Genomic DNA, 18301 nt, shown 5'->3' on the forward strand with positions numbered 1-18301 from the left:
TGGCATCTGTGCGAAAGCACGGCCGGGGGCGGCGCCCGCACCGGGTGGGTGCCGTCGCCGCCCCTCTGCGGCGGCTCGCGGACGTACGACCAAGGTCTCACCACCCATACCTCCACCGACAGGGTTCATCCGTGGTTTAGGCCCTTACCCTGAATCCCATGTCTGCCCTGGAACCCCGTGACGCCGAGGTCACCGCCGCCCTCGTCGAGACCACCGTCGAAGAACCGGCGGAAGGCGTTCTGGGCCGTACCTACCGGGCGCTCAGCGTCGGCATCGTCTCCGTAGTCCTGCTCATCGCGTTCGAGGCGACCGCGGTCGGCACCGCCATGCCCGTGGCCGCCAGGGAACTGCACGGCATCCCGCTCTACGCGTTCGCCTTCTCCGCGTACTTCACCACCAGCCTCTTCGCCATGGTCCTCTCCGGGCAGTGGGCCGACCGGCGGGGGCCGCTCGCCCCGCTCGCCACGGGTATCGGCGCCTTCGGTGCGGGGCTGCTGCTCTCCGGCACGGCGGCGAACATGCTGGTGTTCATCCTGGGCCGGGCCGTCCAGGGCATCGGCGGCGGGCTCGTGATCGTCGCGCTGTACGTGGTGATCGGGCGGGCCTACCCGGAGCGGATCCGGCCGAGCATCATGGCCGCGTTCTCGGCCGCATGGATCGTCCCGTCGGTCGTCGGCCCGCTCGCCTCGGGGACCGTGACGGAGCACCTCGGCTGGCGCTGGGTCTTCGTCGGCATTCCGGTCCTGATCCTTCTGCCGCTGGGCCTCGCGCTGCCCGCCATCCGCCGGATGGCGGGCGGACCCACGGACGCCTCGGCGGCGGCGGAACCGTTCGACATGCGCCGCCTCCGGCTCGCCCTCGGTATCTCGGCGGGCGCCGGGCTGCTCCAGTACGCGGGGCAGGAGCTGAGGTGGCTGTCGCTGGCGCCGGCGCTGGCGGGTGCCGCGCTGCTGGTCCCCGCCGTACGCGGGCTCCTTCCGCGAGGGACCATGCGCGCGGCGCGGGGCCTGCCCGCGGTGATCCTGCTGCGGGGGATCGCCGCCGGTTCCTTCATCGTCGCGGAGTCGTTCGTACCGCTGATGCTGGTCACCCAGCGCGGGCTCTCCCCGACACTGGCCGGGCTCTCCCTCGCCGCCGGCGGTCTGACCTGGGCGCTCGGCTCGTACGTACTGGCCCGGCCGCGGCTGGAGCCCCACAAGGGGGCCCTCATGGTGGCCGGGATGGTCCTGGTGACGCTCGCGATCGTCGCCGCCCCGAGCGTCCTGATCGAGGCCGTACCGGCGTGGACCCTGGCCCTGATCTGGGCGGTCGGCTGCTTCGGGATGGGCATCGTGATCGCCTCCACCAGCGTGCTGCTGCTGAAGCTGTCGGCGCCGGAGGAGGCGGGAGCCAACTCCGCCTCCCTCCAGATCGCCGACGGACTGTCCAACGTGCTGCTGCTCGCGGCGGGTGGGGCCGCCTTCGCCGCGCTCGGCGGCGGCGCGGTGGGCGCGGCCGCGCACGGGGCGGTGGGCGGCGGTACGGCCGCCGCCCACCCGGGCGCGTTCACGGTGGTCTTCCTGCCGATGGCGGCGGTGGCCGCGGTGGGGGTGTGGGTCGCCACCCGGGTACGGGCGGCCCCCTGATCGCCGCCGGTTCACGCGGCTGAGCCCCGCAGGCCCACGAGCGTTGGTCGCGCCCCGGGCGCCGCTCACCCCGGGGCCAGGCGGCTGAGGCGCTCCCACGCCCGGTAGTGCTCCTCCTGCGCCCGCCGCAACTCCATGACCTGGTCGAAGGACTGGCTGCCGACGATCAGCCGCCGGGGCGGGTCCGGCATCGACGCCACTTCCATGACGACCGGGGCGGCGGTCTCCGGCGCGGGTGACACGGCGTCGCCCCACATGGCCTCCATCTCGGTGCGCAGCGGCTGGTATCGCTCCTGCGGTTCGGTGGCCGTGGTGCCGGTGGTGAAGAGGCCGGTGTCGTAGCCGCCCATCTGCAGGACGGTGACCTTGACGCCGAACCGTTCCACCTCCATGGCCAGCGCCTCGCTGACCGAGTCGAGCGCGGCCTTGCCCGCGCCGTAGAAGCCGACGGTGGCCATGCCGCCGCCGCTGCCCATCGAGGTCACCTGGAGCAGGCGCCCTCCGTCCCGGGCGGCTCGCAGATGGGGCAGGACGGCCTGCGCGACCCACACGGCGCCGAAGAAGTTCACGTCCATATGGGCCCGGATCTGCTCCTCGCCGGCCTCCTCGACCATGCCGTAGAGCATTCCGCCGGCGTTGTTGACGACCACGTCCAGCCCGCCGAACGCGGCTGCCGCGCGCTCCACGCCGTCGAACACCTGCCGGCGGTCGGAGACGTCCAAGGAGAGCGCGACCAGGTGGTCCGGGTACTTCTCCGCCAGGTCCTCCAGGGAACTGACGTCGCGGGCGGCCGCCACCACCCGGTCGCCACCCGCCAGGGCGGCCTCGGCGAAGGCCCTGCCGAGCCCGCGGGAAGCGCCGGTGATGAACCAGACTCGTGCGTCGGTCATGTCTTCTCACTCCCAGTAAAGGAGACGGTTCGTCTCGTTTCGGGAAGAGTACGGCGCCGTCGACGGCTTGGCAATACGGTGCGTCTCGTTTCGCTAGAGTGGTCCCATGCGAACCGAGAAGGGGCCGGACCACTCCCGGCGCAAGGAACGGTCCCGGCAGGCGATCCTCGCGGCGACCCGCGCCCTGGTCGCGGAGGAGGCGTACGAGAAGGTCACCGTCGAGGGCATCGCGGCCCGCGCGGGTGTCGGCAAGCAGACGATCTACCGGCGGTGGCCCACCAAGAGCGCGGTCGTCTTCGCCGCCCTCCTGGATCTCAGCCAGGACGCGGACACCTCCTCACTCGCGCTCCCGGACACCGGCGACATCTCGGCCGACCTCAAGCTCGTCCTGCGCGCCACGGTCGAGGAATTCAACGACCCGTCCTTCGACCGGCTGGTCCGCGCCCTCAACACGGAGATCGCGAACGACGCCGAGCTGGCGGCCGAGTACCGCGAGAAGCTCGACCGGCCGCTGGAGGACGCAAAGAGGGCGCGCCTGCGCAGCGCCCAGCAGGCTGGTCAGCTCGCTCCGGACGCCGACCTGGGCCTCGTTCTGGCGATGCTCTACGCGCCCCTCTTCCAGCGCTGGCTGCACCGCACAGGCCCGCTGACCGCCGATTACGCCGACGCCCTCGTCGACGCCACCCTCAGGGCCTTCGCCCCCTGAACCGGGAGCCGTCGAAGGCCCCGCGTCTCCCGGCCGGCCTCCGCTGTGAGGCCGGTCTCAGCGCCGGGGTCGCCACGGTTGGTCGTACCGGGTTCCGCTCCGCACGCCGGTAGGGTGGCCCGGTTGTCGTATCGCGTGCGGGCCGCTTCCGGGCCGCACGGCCAGCGCCCCACGTACCCGAGTGCCCCGAACCGGAGACCGTGACTACTACCGCCTCCCACCACCTCTCACCCGCCTTTCCCGGCCGCGCCCCCTGGGGTACGGCCGGCAAGCTGCGAGCCTGGCAGCAGGGCGCGATGGACAGGTACATCCAGGACCAGCCGCGCGACTTCCTCGCCGTCGCGACCCCCGGCGCGGGGAAGACCACCTTCGCGCTGACCCTCGCCTCATGGCTGCTGCACCACCACGTGGTGCAGCAGGTCACCGTCGTGGCGCCGACCGAGCACCTCAAGAAGCAGTGGGCGGAGGCGGCCGCCCGCATAGGGATCAAGCTCGACCCGGACTACAGCGCCGGACCGCTGAGCAAGGAGTACCACGGCGTCGCGGTCACCTACGCCGGTGTCGGCGTACGCCCCATGCTGCACCGCAACCGCTGCGAGCAGCGCAAGACCCTGGTGATCCTCGACGAGATCCACCACGCCGGTGACTCCAAGTCCTGGGGCGAGGCATGCCAGGAGGCATTCGACCCGGCCACCAGGCGCCTCGCGCTCACCGGCACCCCGTTCCGCTCCGACACCAACCCGATCCCCTTCGTCGCGTACGAGGAGGGCAACGACGGCATCCGCCGCTCCTCGGCCGACTACACCTACGGCTACGGCAACGCCCTCGCCGACGGTGTCGTCCGCCCGGTGATCTTCCTCAGCTACAGCGGCAACATGCGCTGGCGCACCAAGGCCGGGGACGAGATCGCCGCACGGCTCGGTGAGCCGATGACCAAGGACGCCATCGGGCAGGCCTGGCGCACCGCGCTCTCACCCACCGGGGACTGGATCCCCAACGTGCTGGCCGCCGCCGACAAGCGGCTGACCGAGGTGCGCAAGGGCATCCCCGACGCGGGCGGGCTGGTCATCGCCACCGACCAGGAGTCGGCGCGCGCCTACGCCAAGATCCTCAAGTCGGTCACCGGCGAGAAGCCGACCGTGGTCCTCTCCGACGAGAAGGCCGCGTCCAAGAACATCGACGCCTTCAGCCACGACACCTCGCGCTGGATGGTCGCCGTCCGCATGGTGTCGGAGGGCGTCGACGTCCCGCGCCTCGCGGTCGGCGTCTACGCCACGACGATCTCCACCCCGCTCTTCTTCGCCCAGGCCGTCGGACGTTTCGTACGGTCACGCAGGCGCGGCGAGACCGCCTCGGTGTTCCTGCCGACCATCCCCATGCTGCTCGACTTCGCCAACGAGATGGAGGTCGAGCGCGACCACGTCCTCGACAAGCCGAAGAAGGGCAGCGACGAGGAGAACCCCTTCGCCGAGGAGGACCAGCTCCTCGCCGACGCCGAGAAGCTGGAGGACGAGGAGACCGAGGACCAGCTGCCCTTCGAGGCGCTGGAGTCCGACGCCGTCTTCGACCGGGTGCTCTACGACGGCGCCGAGTTCGGCATGCAGGCCCACCCGGGCAGCGAGGAGGAGCAGGACTACCTCGGCATCCCCGGCCTCCTCGAACCCGACCAGGTGCAGCTGCTGCTCCAGAAGCGGCAGACCAGGCAGATCGCGCACAGCAGGCAGAAGCCGGCCGAGGAGGCCGACCTGCTGGAGAAGCCGGCCGAGGGGCGGCCCGTCGTCACCCACAAGAAGCTGCTTGAGCTGCGCAAGCAGCTCAACACCATGGTGTCGGCGTACACCCACCAGAGCGGCAAGCCGCACGGGGTGATCCACAACGAACTGCGCCGGGTGTGCGGCGGCCCGCCCAGCGCCGAGGCGACGGCCGGGCAGATCCAGGACCGGATCAAGAAGGTCCAGGAGTGGGCGACCCGGATGAGGTGAGGCGGACGCCACGGACGGCCCCGGTGCGCGGACGGTGAGATTCGTCCGTGCACCGGGGCCTCGCTGTCATCCGGCCAGGGCGTCCGGGACCTCGGAAGGCAGCTTCGCCTGCGCGGCGCAGCCGAGTTCGTCGGCCATGGCTCGGGACGCCGCAGTGAGGACGGTCATCTGGTCCTTGTCTGTACTGTCGGGTGCGACCTGGCTTTTCGTCACGGTGATTTTCGCCCTTATGTACGGAGTGGTCTTCTCCTCGTCCCCCTTCGTGGGGCAGGAGAAGACCAGCGTGGCCCCGCCGCCTTGGTGCGTGACCGCGAACCGGCCCAGAGGGTAGACCGACAGGTCGTCCGTGGGCACCTTCTTCGGATCCGCATGGCTGGTCCTCGCTTCGAAGTCGATGGTGAGCACCGGGAAGTCGCTGTCGATTTTGTACGGCTGGCACTGGTTGCGGTCGCCCAGGTCGTCGTGGAGACGCTTCGCGGCGAGCGGAAGGGAGAACGCGTTCGGATCTCCGTTCGCCTGGGAGCCGTCCAGCTCCGTGAAACGGTCCGCCCCGCTGATGCGCTCCAACGCGGACGCTCCTGAGGCCCCCAAGGCTCCGTCGCAGATCTGAGACGGAGCGAGTCCCTCCGCCTCCTCGGAGCCGGTGTCGCTGCATCCGGAGACCACGGTGACGACCAGCGCTCCACAAAGGGCCAAACGAACCGTAGCCCCCATGGAGGCGAAGTCCTTCATGTGCATGACCTTCCGTCGCATGATCAGCCCTTGAACGGGGCACGCCCGCGGTAGTCGTTCTGACTCGATCCCAGGTCGTACCCGTTCTCGATGTCCTGCGTCCAGTCCTTGAAGTCCGTCGAATCTCCCAGCTCGGGGTTCTCCTTCAGGTACGCCTCGTAAGTACTGCCGAGCTGTTCGGTCCCCTTGTTGTAGAACTCCTGACTCGTCGCCTGCGACTTCTCCGTGGCGTCCTGCTCAGCGTCCTCGATACTCTTGTCGACCTCGTGGCCGATGAACGTATTCACCATGTCACCGACGGTGTCAGCTGCCATGGGGGCTACGACCAGTGCGGCGGCAGTGGAACCGGGCAGAGGGATGGCTGCGATTCCGCCTCCGACGACCACCCCGGCGCCCAGCTTGACCCAGTCTCCGGAGCGCCCGAGAGACTTGTTGGCCTGTTCGGCGTCATCCTTGTACGTCGTTTCGGCCTGCTGCACGCGTGAGTGGTCCAGGATGCCGCGTGCCTCGGCACCCGTCGTCATGGCGTCGTGAGCGTTGTCGATGTTCCTTTCGCTCGTTGCCGGGAACGCGTCCAGCGCGCTGAGGGTGTAAAGGTGCTGCGCAGCTGAGACAACTCCATGGGATGTCTCGTTCTGGCCCAGCACGCTCAGGAAGTTGACAGCGCCCTCGTTGCCGAAGTTCGCCCGCCCGGCGTACTTCGCGGGGTAGGCGGAGTCGTCCAGGGCGTGGTTGCCGATTCCCGACAGGCTGTAGTCGATGTCGTCGATATACGCCGCGCCCATCTTGCCGAGGCTGTCGGCCAGCTCGGACTGCTTGTGCAGCATTTCCGGGCCCTTCTCGCTCCCGTACAGATAGGCCACCTGCTCCATGACCCCTGCCGTAGCAGCAGTACGGTGGTCTCCGCTGCCTGGATGCAGGGGGTCTTTGCCGGTCATCGGGTCGGCGTCGTACGCGTAACCGGTAGTGGCGGACTCCAGGGCGTGGCCGAGTGAGTCCTTGCCGGCGTTGAACTTGTCGTCGCCGTCACCCGTAGGATCCGCCAGCCAGATACGGTCCTGGGTGAGGTACTTGAGGTGCTCGTTGACCTCGCCGTCCTTGTTGACGGAGTCACCCGCTCCCTCCGGCTGGGCAAAGAACTGGGTAGAAGCCTCCGGGTTGTGCCCCAGAGCCTGCATGAAGCCGGTCATCGGGTCGCGGCCTCGGTCGTTCTTGTCCCAGAAGTTGAGGTCGCCCTGGTTCCAGTTGTTGACCCAGGGACTCATGTCCTCGACGTTGCGTTCCTTGTCGTACGCGATGAGTTTGTCGCCGTAGGAGTTGAGGAACTGATCGTCGTAGTCGCCGAAGCGCATGAGGTTGCTCATGACACCGAAGCCGGTGGGGTCGTTGGCATCGTCGATACCGAGCCGGTCCGGACCCAGCTCCACCATCTTCTTTTCCCAGCCCTGCATCTTGTCGCTGTCGGAGAGAGTGGCGGTGCCGAGGGTGATGCCGAGGTTCTTCTGCAGTTGCTTGGCCTGCTCGTAGAACTTCGGGTCCCTGCCCATGCCCTGGTACGGGTCGGCGACTCCCGCGTAGAAGTCGAGAACCTTCTTCGGCTCCACCTGGGTGGCGAATCGCTCGGCGAAGAGCGGGTCGTTCTTGTAGGCGGCCAAGGTGGTGTTCAGGGAGTTGAGCTCGGTGAGCGTGACGTCGTGGGGATCCTTCTTGAGGATCTTGGCGGCCTTCTCCGCCTCCTCCACGGCCTTGGCCGCTGAGTCCCGGTCCGCGTAGCTGGCGTCGGAGAAGCCGTACTTCGCCTGGTCGACCAGGAGTGTGAGCACCTTGGCGGCCGAGGTGTCGCTCTCCGTGGCCTTCTTCAAGATGTTCTGTATCTCGTCCCGGTAGGCATCGACATCCTGCTGGGTGTGCTCGGGCACCGTGGTGCCCTTCGCTGCCCGGTCGGGGTGGATGTTCATCGTGACGGTGAAGGAGCCCTCGCCGGTGTCCCGCACGGTGAGGTTCTTCTGGAGCCCGCGGTCTATGGCCGCGTTCAGCTGGGTGCGATAGCTGACCAGTTCACCACGGGTGTCAGTGACGATCTTCTTGATCGTCTCGGCCTGGGTGTAGGCATCGGCGAACTCGCCCGCTGTCTTGTCCACGAAAGCACGGGTGACGGTGGCATTCTCTCCGGCCCAGTTCGCCTTGTCGGACTTGGCCTTCAGGTCGTCCTTGGCGTCTTCCTGAAGAACCTTCAGTTTTGCGACCATCTGTTCCCAGTCGGTGATCGCCGCATCGAGATCCGAGAAGTTCGCGAAGCGCAGGGAGTCGAGATCCATCAGTTCCCGGACCTCTCGTCGAAGCCCTTGTCGAGTGTGTCGATGTTGCTGACCACCGTGGCTATGTACGCCTCGTCGCCGGCGTGGGCGCCCTTGGTGTAGTCCAAGTGGTTCGAAATGTGGGCGCAGGCGTCCAGCAGGGAGCGGACCTGGTCGATCCAGCGTGAGGCCACGTGGTCGAGGGCACCGCCCAAGGCGAACGTTTCCGTCTTCAGGGTTCCGGCTGCCTTCTGGGTGGAGGCGCGGGCGTGGTCACCGGCCTTCTCGAGGTCGCCGTACATCCGGTAGGCGACGTTGCCGATGGACGCCAGATCCTTCTGATTGACCTTCAGGTCGCCTTGAGGTGTGGGCCCGCCTCCGGCCTCCGGCGGCACCTGGTTCAACCGCATGTGCGCGGATCGCCTCTCCGCTGCTTCGGATTTCAGCTGTTCCCACTCATCCCATGCCATTCAAGGCCACCCTCCCCGTGATGTGCCGAGCCGTGTCGCGCCGGTCGTACGACAGTCGTACATCAACCGGGGTGAGACAGGCTAAGCGTCGGGGTCGTGGTCGGCGATTGTGGCTCATTCGATGCGGTGTTCGCCCGGGGTGTGAGCTACGGCGGCAAGGGTGTGCACCCCTAGATGTGGGTCCCGGCGCGCGTCGCCCGCTGGGGCGTGAGCGTGAGGGCCTAGCGCCCCCGGGCGAGAATTTTTTCGCGACCGTTCTTCACGATGGGTTAACAGCCGTTCACGAAAGTTCTACGGAGCGTTGCGCGGAGTCACCCGACGTGAACGCGCGTAGATGTTCGCGTTCCGGACGGTCTGCCGCTGACCGGCGGTTATGTGGCGCGCGTTCGGAGGGAGACCGGATTCTGGACGAGGTCTTCCGCTCAGCGAACCCTCTCGCTAATGTCCCCGAAACATGAACGCCCCGTGGCAATGTGGCCGCGGAGCGCAGCCGGTGCCATGGCCAGTCGGCGGCCTCTCGGTGCGTCGCGCCGTGGGACCGGCGCCGACGGACCCGCCAGAGACAACCGCCCCGCTTCACCACGAGGGAGAGGGCGTCGTGACCGCGGAGACTTCCCAGACGCTCGACAGAGGACTGCGCGTCCTCAAGTTGCTCGCCGATACCGATCACGGCCTGACCGTCACCGAGTTGTCCAACAAACTCGGGGTCAACCGCACCGTCGTCTACCGCCTGCTCGCCACCCTGGAACAGCACGCCCTCGTCCGGCGTGACCTGGGCGGCCGGGCGCGGGTGGGGCTCGGCGTCCTGCGGCTGGGCCGACAGGTGCATCCCCTCGTCAGGGAGGCGGCGCTGCCCGCGCTGCGTTCCCTGGCCGAGGACATAGGGGCCACCGCCCACCTCACCCTCGTCGACGGGTCGGAAGCGCTCGCGGTCGCCGTGGTCGAGCCGACCTGGACCGACTACCACGTGGCCTACCGGGCCGGTTTCCGCCACTCCCTGGACCGGGGCGCAGCGGGCCGTGCGATCCTCACCGCCAGGCAGAAGACGGTCGACCACCCGGGCTACACCCTCACCCAGGGCGAACTCGAAGCCGGTGCCTGCGGGGCGGCCGCCCCGCTCGTCGGGGTGTCGGGTGTCGAGGGAAGTGTCGGCGTCGTCATGCTCGCCGACGCCGTGCCGGAGCGGGTCGGGCCCCGGGTCCTCGACGCGGCCCGTGAGGTCGCCGACGCGCTGCGTTAGACCGGTAAGGGCGGTCAGGGCGCGGTCCGGGCGGACCGCGCCGGCGGTTAGATTGGGCGGGTGGCCATTCGTCTCTCCCGCCCCCGCTTCCTCGCCGTCTGCGCGCTGCCCGTCGTCGCGCTCTGCGCCACGGCCGCCTTCGCGCCGCTGCCGTTCACCGTGGCGCAGCCGGGCACCACGGCGGACGTGCTCGGGGACGACAAGGGCAGGCCGGTCATCACGATCAAGGGCGCCCCGACCCGCCCCACCGACGGTGAGCTGCGGATGACGACCATCCTGGCGACGAGCCCGACGGCCGACGTCGGCATCGGGGACATCGTCGACAGCTGGTTCCGCACGGACCGGGCGGTCATGCCACGCGACTCGGTCTACCCGACCGGCGACTCCGAGACGGAGATCGAGCAGCACAACCTCCAGGACATGGCGAAGTCGCAGAACGCGGCCGTCGACGCCGCGCTCGGGTACCTGGACCGGAAGCCCGGCTCGGTGGACGTCACCCTCCACCTCGCCGACGTCGGCGGGCCCAGCGCGGGACTCTTCTTCTCCCTGGGCATCATCGACAAGCTGGACGGCAACGGCTCCGGCGGTGACCTGACCGGCGGCCGCACCGTCGCCGGGACGGGCACGATCGACGCCGACGGCACCGTCGGCGCGGTCGGCGGTGTCTCCCTCAAGACCCAGGCCGCCCGGCGCGACGGCGCCACCGTCTTCCTCGTACCCAAGGCCGAGTGCAGGCAGGCGGAGGCCGAGCGTCCCGAAGGGCTGCGGCTGATCCCCGTCACGACACTGAAGAGCGCGGTGTCCTCGCTGCGGGCTCTGGACGAGGGCGGCAAGGTCCCGAGCTGCTGACATCGGAGCCCGGTGCGTCCATCCCCCGCCAGGCGGGGAGGGCCGACGGGATCGGAACGTCGCGGGGCGGAAGACCGCTGGTCCACCAGGCCTGACAACGCCGGGGCCCGCACCGCGTGCTGCGGTGCGGGCCCCGGCGAGGGTCGTTGAGGGGGTGCGCTCAGTTCTCCTGGATGAATCCTTCCTGCACCAGCCAGTCCAGGGCGACCTCGTGCGGGTCCTCCCCGTCCACGTCCACCTTGGAGTTGAGCTCCTGGGCGAGCGGGGTGGTCAGCTTCTTGGTCACCGGGGCCAGCAGTTCGGCGATCTCGGGGTACTTCTCGAGCGTCGCCGTGTGGATCAGGGGAGCGGCGTTGTAGTTGGGGAAGAACTGCTTGTCGTCCTCCAGGACGTCGAGGTTCATCGCCTTGATCCGGCCGTCCGTGGTGTACACCTCGCCCAGCAGGCAGCCGCCCGAGTTCACCTGGGTGTAGATGATCCCCGCGTCCATCTTCTTGATGTTCGCGGCAGGCAGGTTCATCCCGTAGTGCTTCTGCATGCCGGGAAGCCCGTCGTCACGCGAGGCGAACTCGTTCTCCACGCAGACGGTCACCGCCTTCGGGTCCTTCTTCGCCAGCGCGGCGACGTCGGACAGGTTCTTCAGGTGGTACTTGGCGTTGTTCTTCTTGCTGATCGCGAGGGCGTAGGTGTTGTCGAGCGTGGACGGCGGCAGCCAGGTCACCCCGTTGCCCTTGTCCTCGTCGCGTACCGCCTTCCACTGGTCGTACGGGTCGACGATCGGCTTGGCGTGGCCCAGGTAGGTGATCCAGGCCGTGCCCGTGTAGTCGTAGAGCGCGTCGGCGTCGCCCTTGACGACCGCCTCACGCGCGCTGATCGAACCCGGCAGGTTCGTCCGGTCCAGTACCTCCGCGCCGGCGGCCTTGAAGACCAGTCCCATGATCTGGCCGAGGATGATGTTCTCGCTGAAATTCTTCGAGGTCACCGTCAGCGAGGCACCCTTGAGGGGCTGCCCCTTGCCGATGGACCCCGGTTCCACTTCGTCCACCATCGGTGAACCGCTCTTCAGCCCGCACCCCGTGAGCAGGAGGGCGAGCGCGGCCACCGATGCGAGGCCCGTGCGTATCCTCATGCTTCCTCCAGCCCGCGCGGCGTCAGCCACAGTTCGACCAGCGAGGCCAGCCAGTCCACCAGCAGCGCCAGTACCACCGTCAGGACGGATCCCAGGATCAGCACGGGCATGCGCTGGGTCTGGATCCCCGAGGTGATGAGGTCGCCGAGCCCGCCGCCGCCGCCGAAGGTGGCCAGCGTCGCGGTGCCCACGTTCAGTACGAGGGCCGTACGGACGCCGGCCAGGATCAGCGGGACCGCGAGCGGCAGCTCGACCCTGGTGAGTGTGCCCATCGGGGACATGCCGATGCCCTTGGACGCCTCGACGAGCGTCGGCTCGATCGCGTTCAGGCCGGCGACCGTGTTGGAGAGCACCGGCAGGACGGCGTAGATCACCATGCCGGTGATGGCCGTCGAAGGCCCGATGCCCAGCCAGATGACCAGCAGGGCCAGCAGGCCGATCGCGGGGGTGGCCTGGCCGATGTTGGCGATGGCGGTGACGACCGGGGCGGCCTTGCTGATCCCGCGGCGGGTCAGCGCGATGCCCAGCGGGATCGCGATGATCAGCACCCAGAAGGTGGAGATCGCGGTCAGCCTGACGTGCTGCCACCAGCGGACCTGCACGTTGTCGCCCGCCAGTGAGTTCTCCGCGATCGAGTCCAGCTCGACGTTGGAGATCCACAGGTACGTCACCACGAGCACGACCGCGCAGACGGCCGGTACGACGACGAGCTTCTTCCAGGTGATGCGGCGGGCCGGTGCGGACGGCGAGGTGGGTTCCGTCTCCTCGTCGCGGAAGGCCTTGCCGCCCACATCGTGCTCGCCCGGTGGCCGTTCCCCCTTGGGAGGAGCCTGATGACTGGGGGTCACAGTCCGCCGTCACCCCCCTCCAGCTCGTGCTCCGTGCGGTGGGCGCGCAGCGTCTCCAGGTCGTGCTCGTGCTCCATCGCGGTGAGCCGGTCGGCCTCCAGGAGCTCGTGCACGGAGTCCATCAGGGTCTGCATGTCGACGACGCCGATGAACTCACCGCGCCGCCCCGTCACGGCGACCCGGCCGCCGCTGTCGGTGAGCACGGCCTCCAGCGCGTCGTGCAGCGTCGCGTCGGCGGTCACCGTGTCGTGCACCAGCTGTCCTGCCCTGGCCAGCGAGCCCTTGGCACGCATCAGGTCTCCGCGCCGCAGCCACTTGTAGGGGCGGTTGTTGCGGTCCAGCATCAGCAGCTCGTTCTGCCGGCCGTCCCGCAGCTTGTCGAAGATCGACTGGAGAGGGTCCTCGACCGTCACCGTGGGGAACTCGGCGATGCCGACGTCCCGTACCCGGGTGAGGTTGAGCCGCTTCAGCGCCGCGCCCGCACCGACGAATCCGGAGACGAAGTCGTCCGTCGGGTTGGTGAGGATCGCCTCGGGGGTGTCGAACTGCGCGATGTGGGACCGCTCCCGGAGCACCGCGATGCGGTCGCCGAGCTTGATGGCCTCGTCGAAGTCATGGGTGACGAAGACGATCGTCTTGTGCAGCTCGTGCTGGAGCCGGATCAGTTCGTCCTGGAGGTGGTCACGCGTGATCGGGTCGACGGCGCCGAACGGTTCGTCCATCAGCAGCACCGGCGGGTCCGCGGCCAGCGCCCGCGCCACACCGACGCGCTGCTGCTGGCCTCCGGAGAGCTGGCGCGGGTAGCGGCCGTGGAACTCCCGGGGGTCGAGCCCGACCAGGTCGAGCATCTCCTCGACGCGGTCCTTCACCCCGGACTTCGACCAGCCGGTCATCTTCGGCACCAGGGCGATGTTCTCCGCGACCGTCATGTGCGGGAAGAGACCGGAGGACTGGATGGCGTAGCCGATCTTCCGGCGGAGCTTCACCGGATCCATGTCGGTGACGTCCTCGTCGTTGATCCTGATCCGCCCGGAGGTCGGCTCGATCAGCCGGTTGATCATCTTCAGGGTGGTGGACTTCCCGCAGCCCGAGGGGCCGACGAGGATGACCGTCTCACCTGCCTTGATGTCCATGGACACGTCGTCCACGGCGGGGGAGGGGCTGCCCGGGTAGGACTTGGTGAGGTTCTCCAGCTGGATGGTCGCGCCGGAGGTGCTGGCCGGGCGGGCCGGGGTGGCGTCCGCGGGCGTGGTGACGGTCTCAGGCACGGATCCCCCTGGGGATGGTGAGCCGCCCGAGCAGTACGTACGCGGCGTCGAAGAGCAGAGCGAGAATGACGATGCCGACGGTGCCGGCGAGGACCTGGTTGATGGCGTTGGCGCTTCCGAGTGAGGCGAGGCCCCGGAAGATCTCGTTTCCGAGTCCGGGGCCCGAGGCGTAGGCGGCGATCGCGGCGATGCCCATCAGCATCTGGGTGGAGACCCGGATGCCGGTGAGAATGGGCGGCCATGCGAGGGGAAGTTCGACTTTCAGAAGCCGACGGGTACGGGACATGCCGATGCCCTTCGCCGCGTCGACGAGGGCGGGGTCGACCCCGCGCAGCCCGACGATGCAGTTGCGGACGATGGGCAGCAGCCCGTAGAGGGTCAGGATGATCACGGTGGGCGGGACCCCCAGACCGACCAGGGGGATCAGCAGACCGATCGCGGCGAGCGACGGAATGGTGAGGATCGCCGAGGTCGACGTGATCGCGAGCGACCCGCCCCAGTTGCTGCGGTAGCTGACCACGCCGATCAGAACGCCGAGCAGGGTCGCGATGACCATGCACTGGAAGACGGCGCTGGCGTGTTGATACGTGTCAGTGAGCAGTTGTTGGTGGCGGGTGCCCAAATACTCCCAGAAGTTCACATGGTGCTCCGTAGGCTCAGTCGGTGTCCCCTGCAGCCTGCTCAACCAGCGGGATAATACGCAGGGGCACCGGGTTTTCCATGACGATCGCCGTGGAGGCCCGGACAATCCCATCAAAGCCGACCACCAGGTCGATCACCCGCTGGAGATCGGCGTTGGAGCGGGCCACGAGCCTGCAGAGCATGTCCCCGTGGCCGGTCGTGGTGTGCAGCTCCAGCACCTCCGGTACGCCACTCAAGTGGGCCCGTACGTCAGAGCCTTGGCCCTGCTTGATCTCCAGCGTGGCGAACGCGGTGACCGGGTAGCCGAGGGCGGCCGGGTCCACGTCGGGTCCGAGGCCCCGGATGACGCCATTGGACTGAAGACGGTCGAGCCGGGCCTGCACCGTGCCGCGCGCCACACCGAGCCTCCGTGACGCCTCGAGTACACCGATACGGGGCTCCCGGGCCAGCAGCACGATGAGCCGGCCGTCGAGTCGATCGATCGCCATGGTCCGCCCCCTGATGGTCAGCCTGTACAGATAGCCCGCTCATCCTCGCGTCTCACTGGACAGATTGACCAGGGCATCAGCGAACTGTTGCGCACCTTGCGAAGCGGCGGGAACCTTCGGACATGACTGAGACTGTGCACACCACCCCCGACACCGCCCGGCAGGCCGACCCCTTCCCGGTCAAGGGAATGGACGCGGTGGTCTTCGCGGTGGGCAACGCCAAGCAGGCGGCGCACTACTACTCGACCGCCTTCGGCATGAAGCTCGTCGCCTACTCCGGACCGGAGAACGGCAGCCGGGAGACCGCGAGCTACGTCCTGACGAACGGCTCGGCCCGCTTCGTCCTCACGTCCGTCATCAAGGCGTCCACCGAGTGGGGCACCTTCCTCGCCGACCACGTGCACGCCCACGGCGACGGCGTGGTCGACCTGGCCATCGAGGTCCCCGACGCACGCGCCGCCTACGCCTACGCGGTCGAGCACGGCGCCCGGGGCATCACCGAGCCCCACGAGGTCAAGGACGAGAACGGCACCGTCGTCCTCGCGGCCATCGCCACCTACGGCAAGACCCGGCACACGCTCGTCGAGCGCGGCGGCTACGACGGCCCCTACCTCCCCGGCTACGTCGCGGCGGACCCGATCGTCGAGCCGCCGGCCAAGCGCACCTTCCAGGCGGTCGACCACTGCGTCGGCAACGTCGAGCTCGGCCGGATGAACGAGTGGGTGGCCTTCTACAACAAGGTCATGGGCTTCACCAACATGAAGGAGTTCGTCGGCGACGACATCGCCACCGAGTACTCCGCCCTGATGTCGAAGGTCGTCGCCGACGGCACGCTCAAGGTGAAGTTCCCGATCAACGAGCCGGCGATCGCGAAGAAGAAGTCGCAGATCGACGAGTACCTGGAGTTCTACGGCGAGGCAGGCGTCCAGCACATCGCCCTCGCCACGAACGACATCGTCGCCTCCGTCCGGGCCATGCGGGCCGCGGGTGTGCAGTTCCTGGACACCCCGGACTCCTACTACGACACCCTGGGCGAGTGGGCGGGAGAGACCCGGGTGCCCGTGGAGGTCCTGCGCGAGCAGAAGATCCTCGTCGACCGTGACGAGGACGGCTACCTGCTGCAGATCTTCACCAAGCCGGTCCAGGACCGGCCGACGGTCTTCTTCGAGATGATCGAGCGCCACGGCTCGATGGGCTTCGGCAAGGGCAACTTCAAGGCCCTGTTCGAGGCGATCGAGCGCGAGCAGGAGAAGCGCGGAAACCTCTGACGGATCCCGTGGCCGGGTGACCCCGGCCCCGCGGGCACGTGCTCCCCGGCCGCCGCTGCGCCGGCCCTACGGGCGGACGACGCGGAACTCAGTACACCTGTGCCGGGGAGCCCCGTACCGAACGCGGGAGGACCGCCCGAAGCCCCGGGCGGTCCTCCCGCGTTCTGCTGTCGTCGGTTCCGTCACCCCTGAGGACTCGCCGAAGCCCCCGTCCGTGGCGCGCCGGCGGACGGGGAGGCGGACCGCGAGGGCTTCGGGGCGGGCGAGGCGTCCGCCGCCGGCTCGTCCTCGGCCTCCGGCGACGGCGACGGCGCGGGAGCGGACGGCGCCGCCGTGGGCTCGGGGGCCGGGTCCTGGGAGGGCGGCAGGATCTGAGCCGGTCCCCCCTCCGCGGGCTCGCCCAGCGCGTCCAGCGCCTCCCGTGCCAGCGGGGCCGCCAGCGGCGAGAAGCGCGGGTCGGTGCGGAGCGCGTCCTGGAGGTGCCCGCGGGCCGGGCCGTCCTGGCCGAGGGAGCTCTCGATCACGCCCAGGTGGTAGGAGTACGAGGCGTTCCGTACGCCGGTCTCCACCGCCCGTTCCGCGTACTGCATCGCCTCCTCGCTGTGGCCGGCCCGGTGCAGGGACCAGGCCAGGGTGTCGGCGACCGCCGCGCTGCGGCGCTGCCCCTCCCACGCGGTGCGCATGAGGTCCACCGCCGCCTCCGGGTCGCCGTGGTCGGCCTCGAAGCGGGCCTCGGTCAGCGACTCGTCCACCCCGGAGGTCCTCGCCTGCGTCAGGAGGCCGCGGAGCCGGGTGTACTGCGTGCGGGCGTCACCGTCCAGGTCGAGCGACTCGTAGAGCTCGCCCAGTTCGAGCACGTACGCGGGGCGCGGCAGCTTCGTCGTCACCGTCCGGTAGTCCACCAGCGCCTCGTCCGCCCGGTCCAGGGCGACCAGGGCGCGTGCCCGGCCCGCGAGGGAGGTGAGGCTGGAGCGGTCGGTGCGCAGGGCCGCGTCGTACTGGGCGAGCGCCTCCTCCGGCTCCCCGCGCTCGGCGGCCAGCATGCCCAGCCGGTTCAGCGCCTCGGCCTTCTCGGTGGGGGTGGCGGCCCGGTCGGCCGCCTCCTGGGCCGTGGCGAGGGCGTCCTCGCGCCAGCCCTGGTTGCGGTACACCTCGGAGGTCCTGGCCAGGGCGGGGACGCCCTTGCGCAGGGAGGCGAACTTCTCCGCGGCCTTGGCGGCCGACGCGTACTCGCCGAGTCCCTCGTAGGCGTCGATCAGCACCGGGTAGGCCGTCCAGTTCTTCGGCTGCCGGGCACGGACCGTCTCGCCCCACCTCTTGGCCGCGAGGAAGTCGTTACGGGCGTTGGCGAGTGTCGCGAGCCCCACCCAGGCCCCGGTGTTGCCGCGCTCGCCGGGCTGTGCGGCCAGCGAGCGCTGGAGCGCCTGCTCGGCCCGGGTGTAGTAGGAGGCGTCCGCCGAACGCCGCCCCCACTCGACGTACGCGGTGCCGAGCACCGCCCAGGACGGGGCGTCCGCCGGATGCGTCTCCACCCACTTCTGCCGGTCGCCGATGAGCGCGGTCAGGTCCGACAGGGACGCCGGCGAACCTGCCGCCGCGGCCGCCTCGGCCCGCGCGACGGGCCCCGCCACGGGCGGTGCGGCCTTCTCGGCCTCGTCCGGTACGGCGATGACCGCGCCGGCCACGAGCACGGCGCCCGCCACCGCGCCGAACGCCGCCCGGCGCAGCGTGGTGCGCATCGGCGCGGGGGGCGGGGGGACGGCCGTCGCACCCTGGGGCGGCAGGGTGGAGGGGAGAGGCTCCGGGATCTGCTGCGACTTGGCATCCATGGCCATCACTCTGCGTCAGTACGAAGATCACATCGTGG

Annotated in this window: 16 protein-coding genes; 6 read left to right on the top strand and 10 right to left on the bottom strand. The window is 69.4% G+C overall.

Translation table 11 applies throughout. The features are described from left to right. The first annotated feature begins 158 nt into the window (after nt 1–158). Nucleotides 159–1625 (top strand): MFS transporter, encoded by a 1467-nt coding sequence (locus ACGFNN_RS00410; RefSeq protein ID WP_393551488.1) that lies wholly within the window; start codon nt 159–161, stop codon nt 1623–1625. Between the two features lie 65 nt (nt 1626–1690). On the opposite strand, the gene ACGFNN_RS00415 is transcribed toward ACGFNN_RS00410, so the two are convergent. Then, on the bottom strand, nt 1691–2515 hold the full coding sequence (locus tag ACGFNN_RS00415) for an SDR family NAD(P)-dependent oxidoreductase (protein ID WP_393551490.1): 825 nt from the start codon (nt 2513–2515) through the stop codon (nt 1691–1693). A 106-nt stretch (nt 2516–2621) separates the two neighbouring features. Here ACGFNN_RS00415 and ACGFNN_RS00420 point away from each other — a divergent pair, with 106 nt between their 5' ends. After that, nucleotides 2622–3221, top strand: coding sequence for a TetR/AcrR family transcriptional regulator (locus ACGFNN_RS00420; protein ID WP_393551492.1), 600 nt, complete (start codon nt 2622–2624; stop codon nt 3219–3221). 200 nt (nt 3222–3421) lie between these two features. Beyond that, on the top strand, nt 3422–5203 hold the full coding sequence (locus ACGFNN_RS00425; protein ID WP_362546749.1) for a DEAD/DEAH box helicase: 1782 nt from the start codon (nt 3422–3424) through the stop codon (nt 5201–5203). 66 nt (nt 5204–5269) lie between these two features. Here ACGFNN_RS00425 and ACGFNN_RS00430 read toward each other — a convergent pair whose 3' ends face one another. Genes ACGFNN_RS00430 through ACGFNN_RS00440 form a run of 3 tightly spaced genes read right to left on the bottom strand, consistent with a single transcriptional unit; the run spans nt 5270 to nt 8702 of the window. Then, nucleotides 5270–5956, bottom strand: coding sequence for a hypothetical protein (locus tag ACGFNN_RS00430; RefSeq protein ID WP_393551494.1), 687 nt, complete (start codon nt 5954–5956; stop codon nt 5270–5272). Between the two features lie 2 nt (nt 5957–5958). After that, on the bottom strand, nt 5959–8253 hold the full coding sequence (locus ACGFNN_RS00435) for a hypothetical protein (protein ID WP_393551496.1): 2295 nt from the start codon (nt 8251–8253) through the stop codon (nt 5959–5961). Next, nucleotides 8253–8702, bottom strand: a complete 450-nt coding sequence (locus tag ACGFNN_RS00440; protein WP_365089506.1) for a hypothetical protein — start codon at nt 8700–8702, stop codon at nt 8253–8255. Before ACGFNN_RS00440 ends, ACGFNN_RS00435 begins: the two co-directional genes overlap by 1 nt. Nucleotides 8703–9300: 598 nt before the next feature. On the opposite strand from ACGFNN_RS00440, the gene ACGFNN_RS00445 reads away from it, so the two are divergent. Continuing rightward, entirely contained in the window at nt 9301–9942 is a 642-nt protein-coding gene (locus ACGFNN_RS00445) for a helix-turn-helix domain-containing protein (RefSeq protein ID WP_362546740.1), read from the top strand. A gap of 60 nt (nt 9943–10002) precedes the next feature. After that, a complete protein-coding gene (locus ACGFNN_RS00450; RefSeq protein WP_362546738.1) occupies nt 10003–10791 on the top strand; it encodes a S16 family serine protease in 789 nt (262 codons plus the stop codon). Nucleotides 10792–10951: 160 nt separating this feature from the next. Here ACGFNN_RS00450 and ACGFNN_RS00455 read toward each other — a convergent pair whose 3' ends face one another. From ACGFNN_RS00455 to ACGFNN_RS00475, 5 genes are read right to left on the bottom strand one after another with little or no spacing between them, the layout of a single operon-like run. After that, nucleotides 10952–11920 carry a glycine betaine ABC transporter substrate-binding protein gene (locus tag ACGFNN_RS00455; RefSeq protein WP_362546736.1) on the bottom strand — a complete coding sequence of 323 codons (969 nt, stop codon included), beginning with the start codon at nt 11918–11920 and terminating at the stop codon, nt 10952–10954. Next, nucleotides 11917–12768, bottom strand: a complete 852-nt coding sequence (locus tag ACGFNN_RS00460; RefSeq protein ID WP_393551499.1) for an ABC transporter permease — start codon at nt 12766–12768, stop codon at nt 11917–11919. The genes ACGFNN_RS00455 and ACGFNN_RS00460 overlap by 4 nt, the downstream gene beginning before the upstream one ends. Further along, on the bottom strand, nt 12765–14036 hold the full coding sequence (locus ACGFNN_RS00465) for an ABC transporter ATP-binding protein (protein ID WP_393551501.1): 1272 nt from the start codon (nt 14034–14036) through the stop codon (nt 12765–12767). The genes ACGFNN_RS00460 and ACGFNN_RS00465 overlap by 4 nt, the downstream gene beginning before the upstream one ends. Continuing rightward, a complete protein-coding gene (locus tag ACGFNN_RS00470; protein WP_393551503.1) occupies nt 14029–14676 on the bottom strand; it encodes an ABC transporter permease in 648 nt (215 codons plus the stop codon). The genes ACGFNN_RS00465 and ACGFNN_RS00470 overlap by 8 nt, the downstream gene beginning before the upstream one ends. A 16-nt stretch (nt 14677–14692) precedes the next feature. Further along, a complete protein-coding gene (locus ACGFNN_RS00475; protein WP_362669855.1) occupies nt 14693–15166 on the bottom strand; it encodes an Lrp/AsnC family transcriptional regulator in 474 nt (157 codons plus the stop codon). Nucleotides 15167–15288: 122 nt separating this feature from the next. Between ACGFNN_RS00475 and hppD the strand changes: the two genes are divergently transcribed. Then, complete coding sequence (hppD, locus tag ACGFNN_RS00480) at nt 15289–16434, top strand: 4-hydroxyphenylpyruvate dioxygenase (protein WP_362546722.1); 1146 nt, start codon at nt 15289–15291, stop codon at nt 16432–16434. 182 nt (nt 16435–16616) lie between these two features. Here hppD and ACGFNN_RS00485 read toward each other — a convergent pair whose 3' ends face one another. Further along, nucleotides 16617–18263 carry a tetratricopeptide repeat protein gene (locus ACGFNN_RS00485; protein ID WP_393551505.1) on the bottom strand — a complete coding sequence of 549 codons (1647 nt, stop codon included), beginning with the start codon at nt 18261–18263 and terminating at the stop codon, nt 16617–16619. Between the last annotated feature and the right edge of the window lie 38 nt (nt 18264–18301).

Origin of the sequence: Streptomyces sp. NPDC048590 (assembly GCF_043199535.1) — a bacterium.
Taxonomy (GTDB): domain Bacteria; phylum Actinomycetota; class Actinomycetes; order Streptomycetales; family Streptomycetaceae; genus Streptomyces.

Coding starts and splice junctions, on each gene's coding strand:
- ACGFNN_RS00410 (WP_393551488.1), top strand. CDS start 159: ATGTCTGCCCTGGAACCCCGTGACGCCGAGGTCACCGCCGCCCTCGTC.
- ACGFNN_RS00415 (WP_393551490.1), bottom strand. CDS start 2,515: ATGACCGACGCACGAGTCTGGTTCATCACCGGCGCTTCCCGCGGGCTC.
- ACGFNN_RS00420 (WP_393551492.1), top strand. CDS start 2,622: ATGCGAACCGAGAAGGGGCCGGACCACTCCCGGCGCAAGGAACGGTCC.
- ACGFNN_RS00430 (WP_393551494.1), bottom strand. CDS start 5,956: ATGCGACGGAAGGTCATGCACATGAAGGACTTCGCCTCCATGGGGGCT.
- ACGFNN_RS00435 (WP_393551496.1), bottom strand. CDS start 8,253: ATGGATCTCGACTCCCTGCGCTTCGCGAACTTCTCGGATCTCGATGCG.
- ACGFNN_RS00440 (WP_365089506.1), bottom strand. CDS start 8,702: ATGGCATGGGATGAGTGGGAACAGCTGAAATCCGAAGCAGCGGAGAGG.
- ACGFNN_RS00455 (WP_362546736.1), bottom strand. CDS start 11,920: ATGAGGATACGCACGGGCCTCGCATCGGTGGCCGCGCTCGCCCTCCTG.
- ACGFNN_RS00475 (WP_362669855.1), bottom strand. CDS start 15,166: ATGGCGATCGATCGACTCGACGGCCGGCTCATCGTGCTGCTGGCCCGG.
- hppD (WP_362546722.1), top strand. CDS start 15,289: ATGACTGAGACTGTGCACACCACCCCCGACACCGCCCGGCAGGCCGAC.
- ACGFNN_RS00485 (WP_393551505.1), bottom strand. CDS start 18,263: ATGGATGCCAAGTCGCAGCAGATCCCGGAGCCTCTCCCCTCCACCCTG.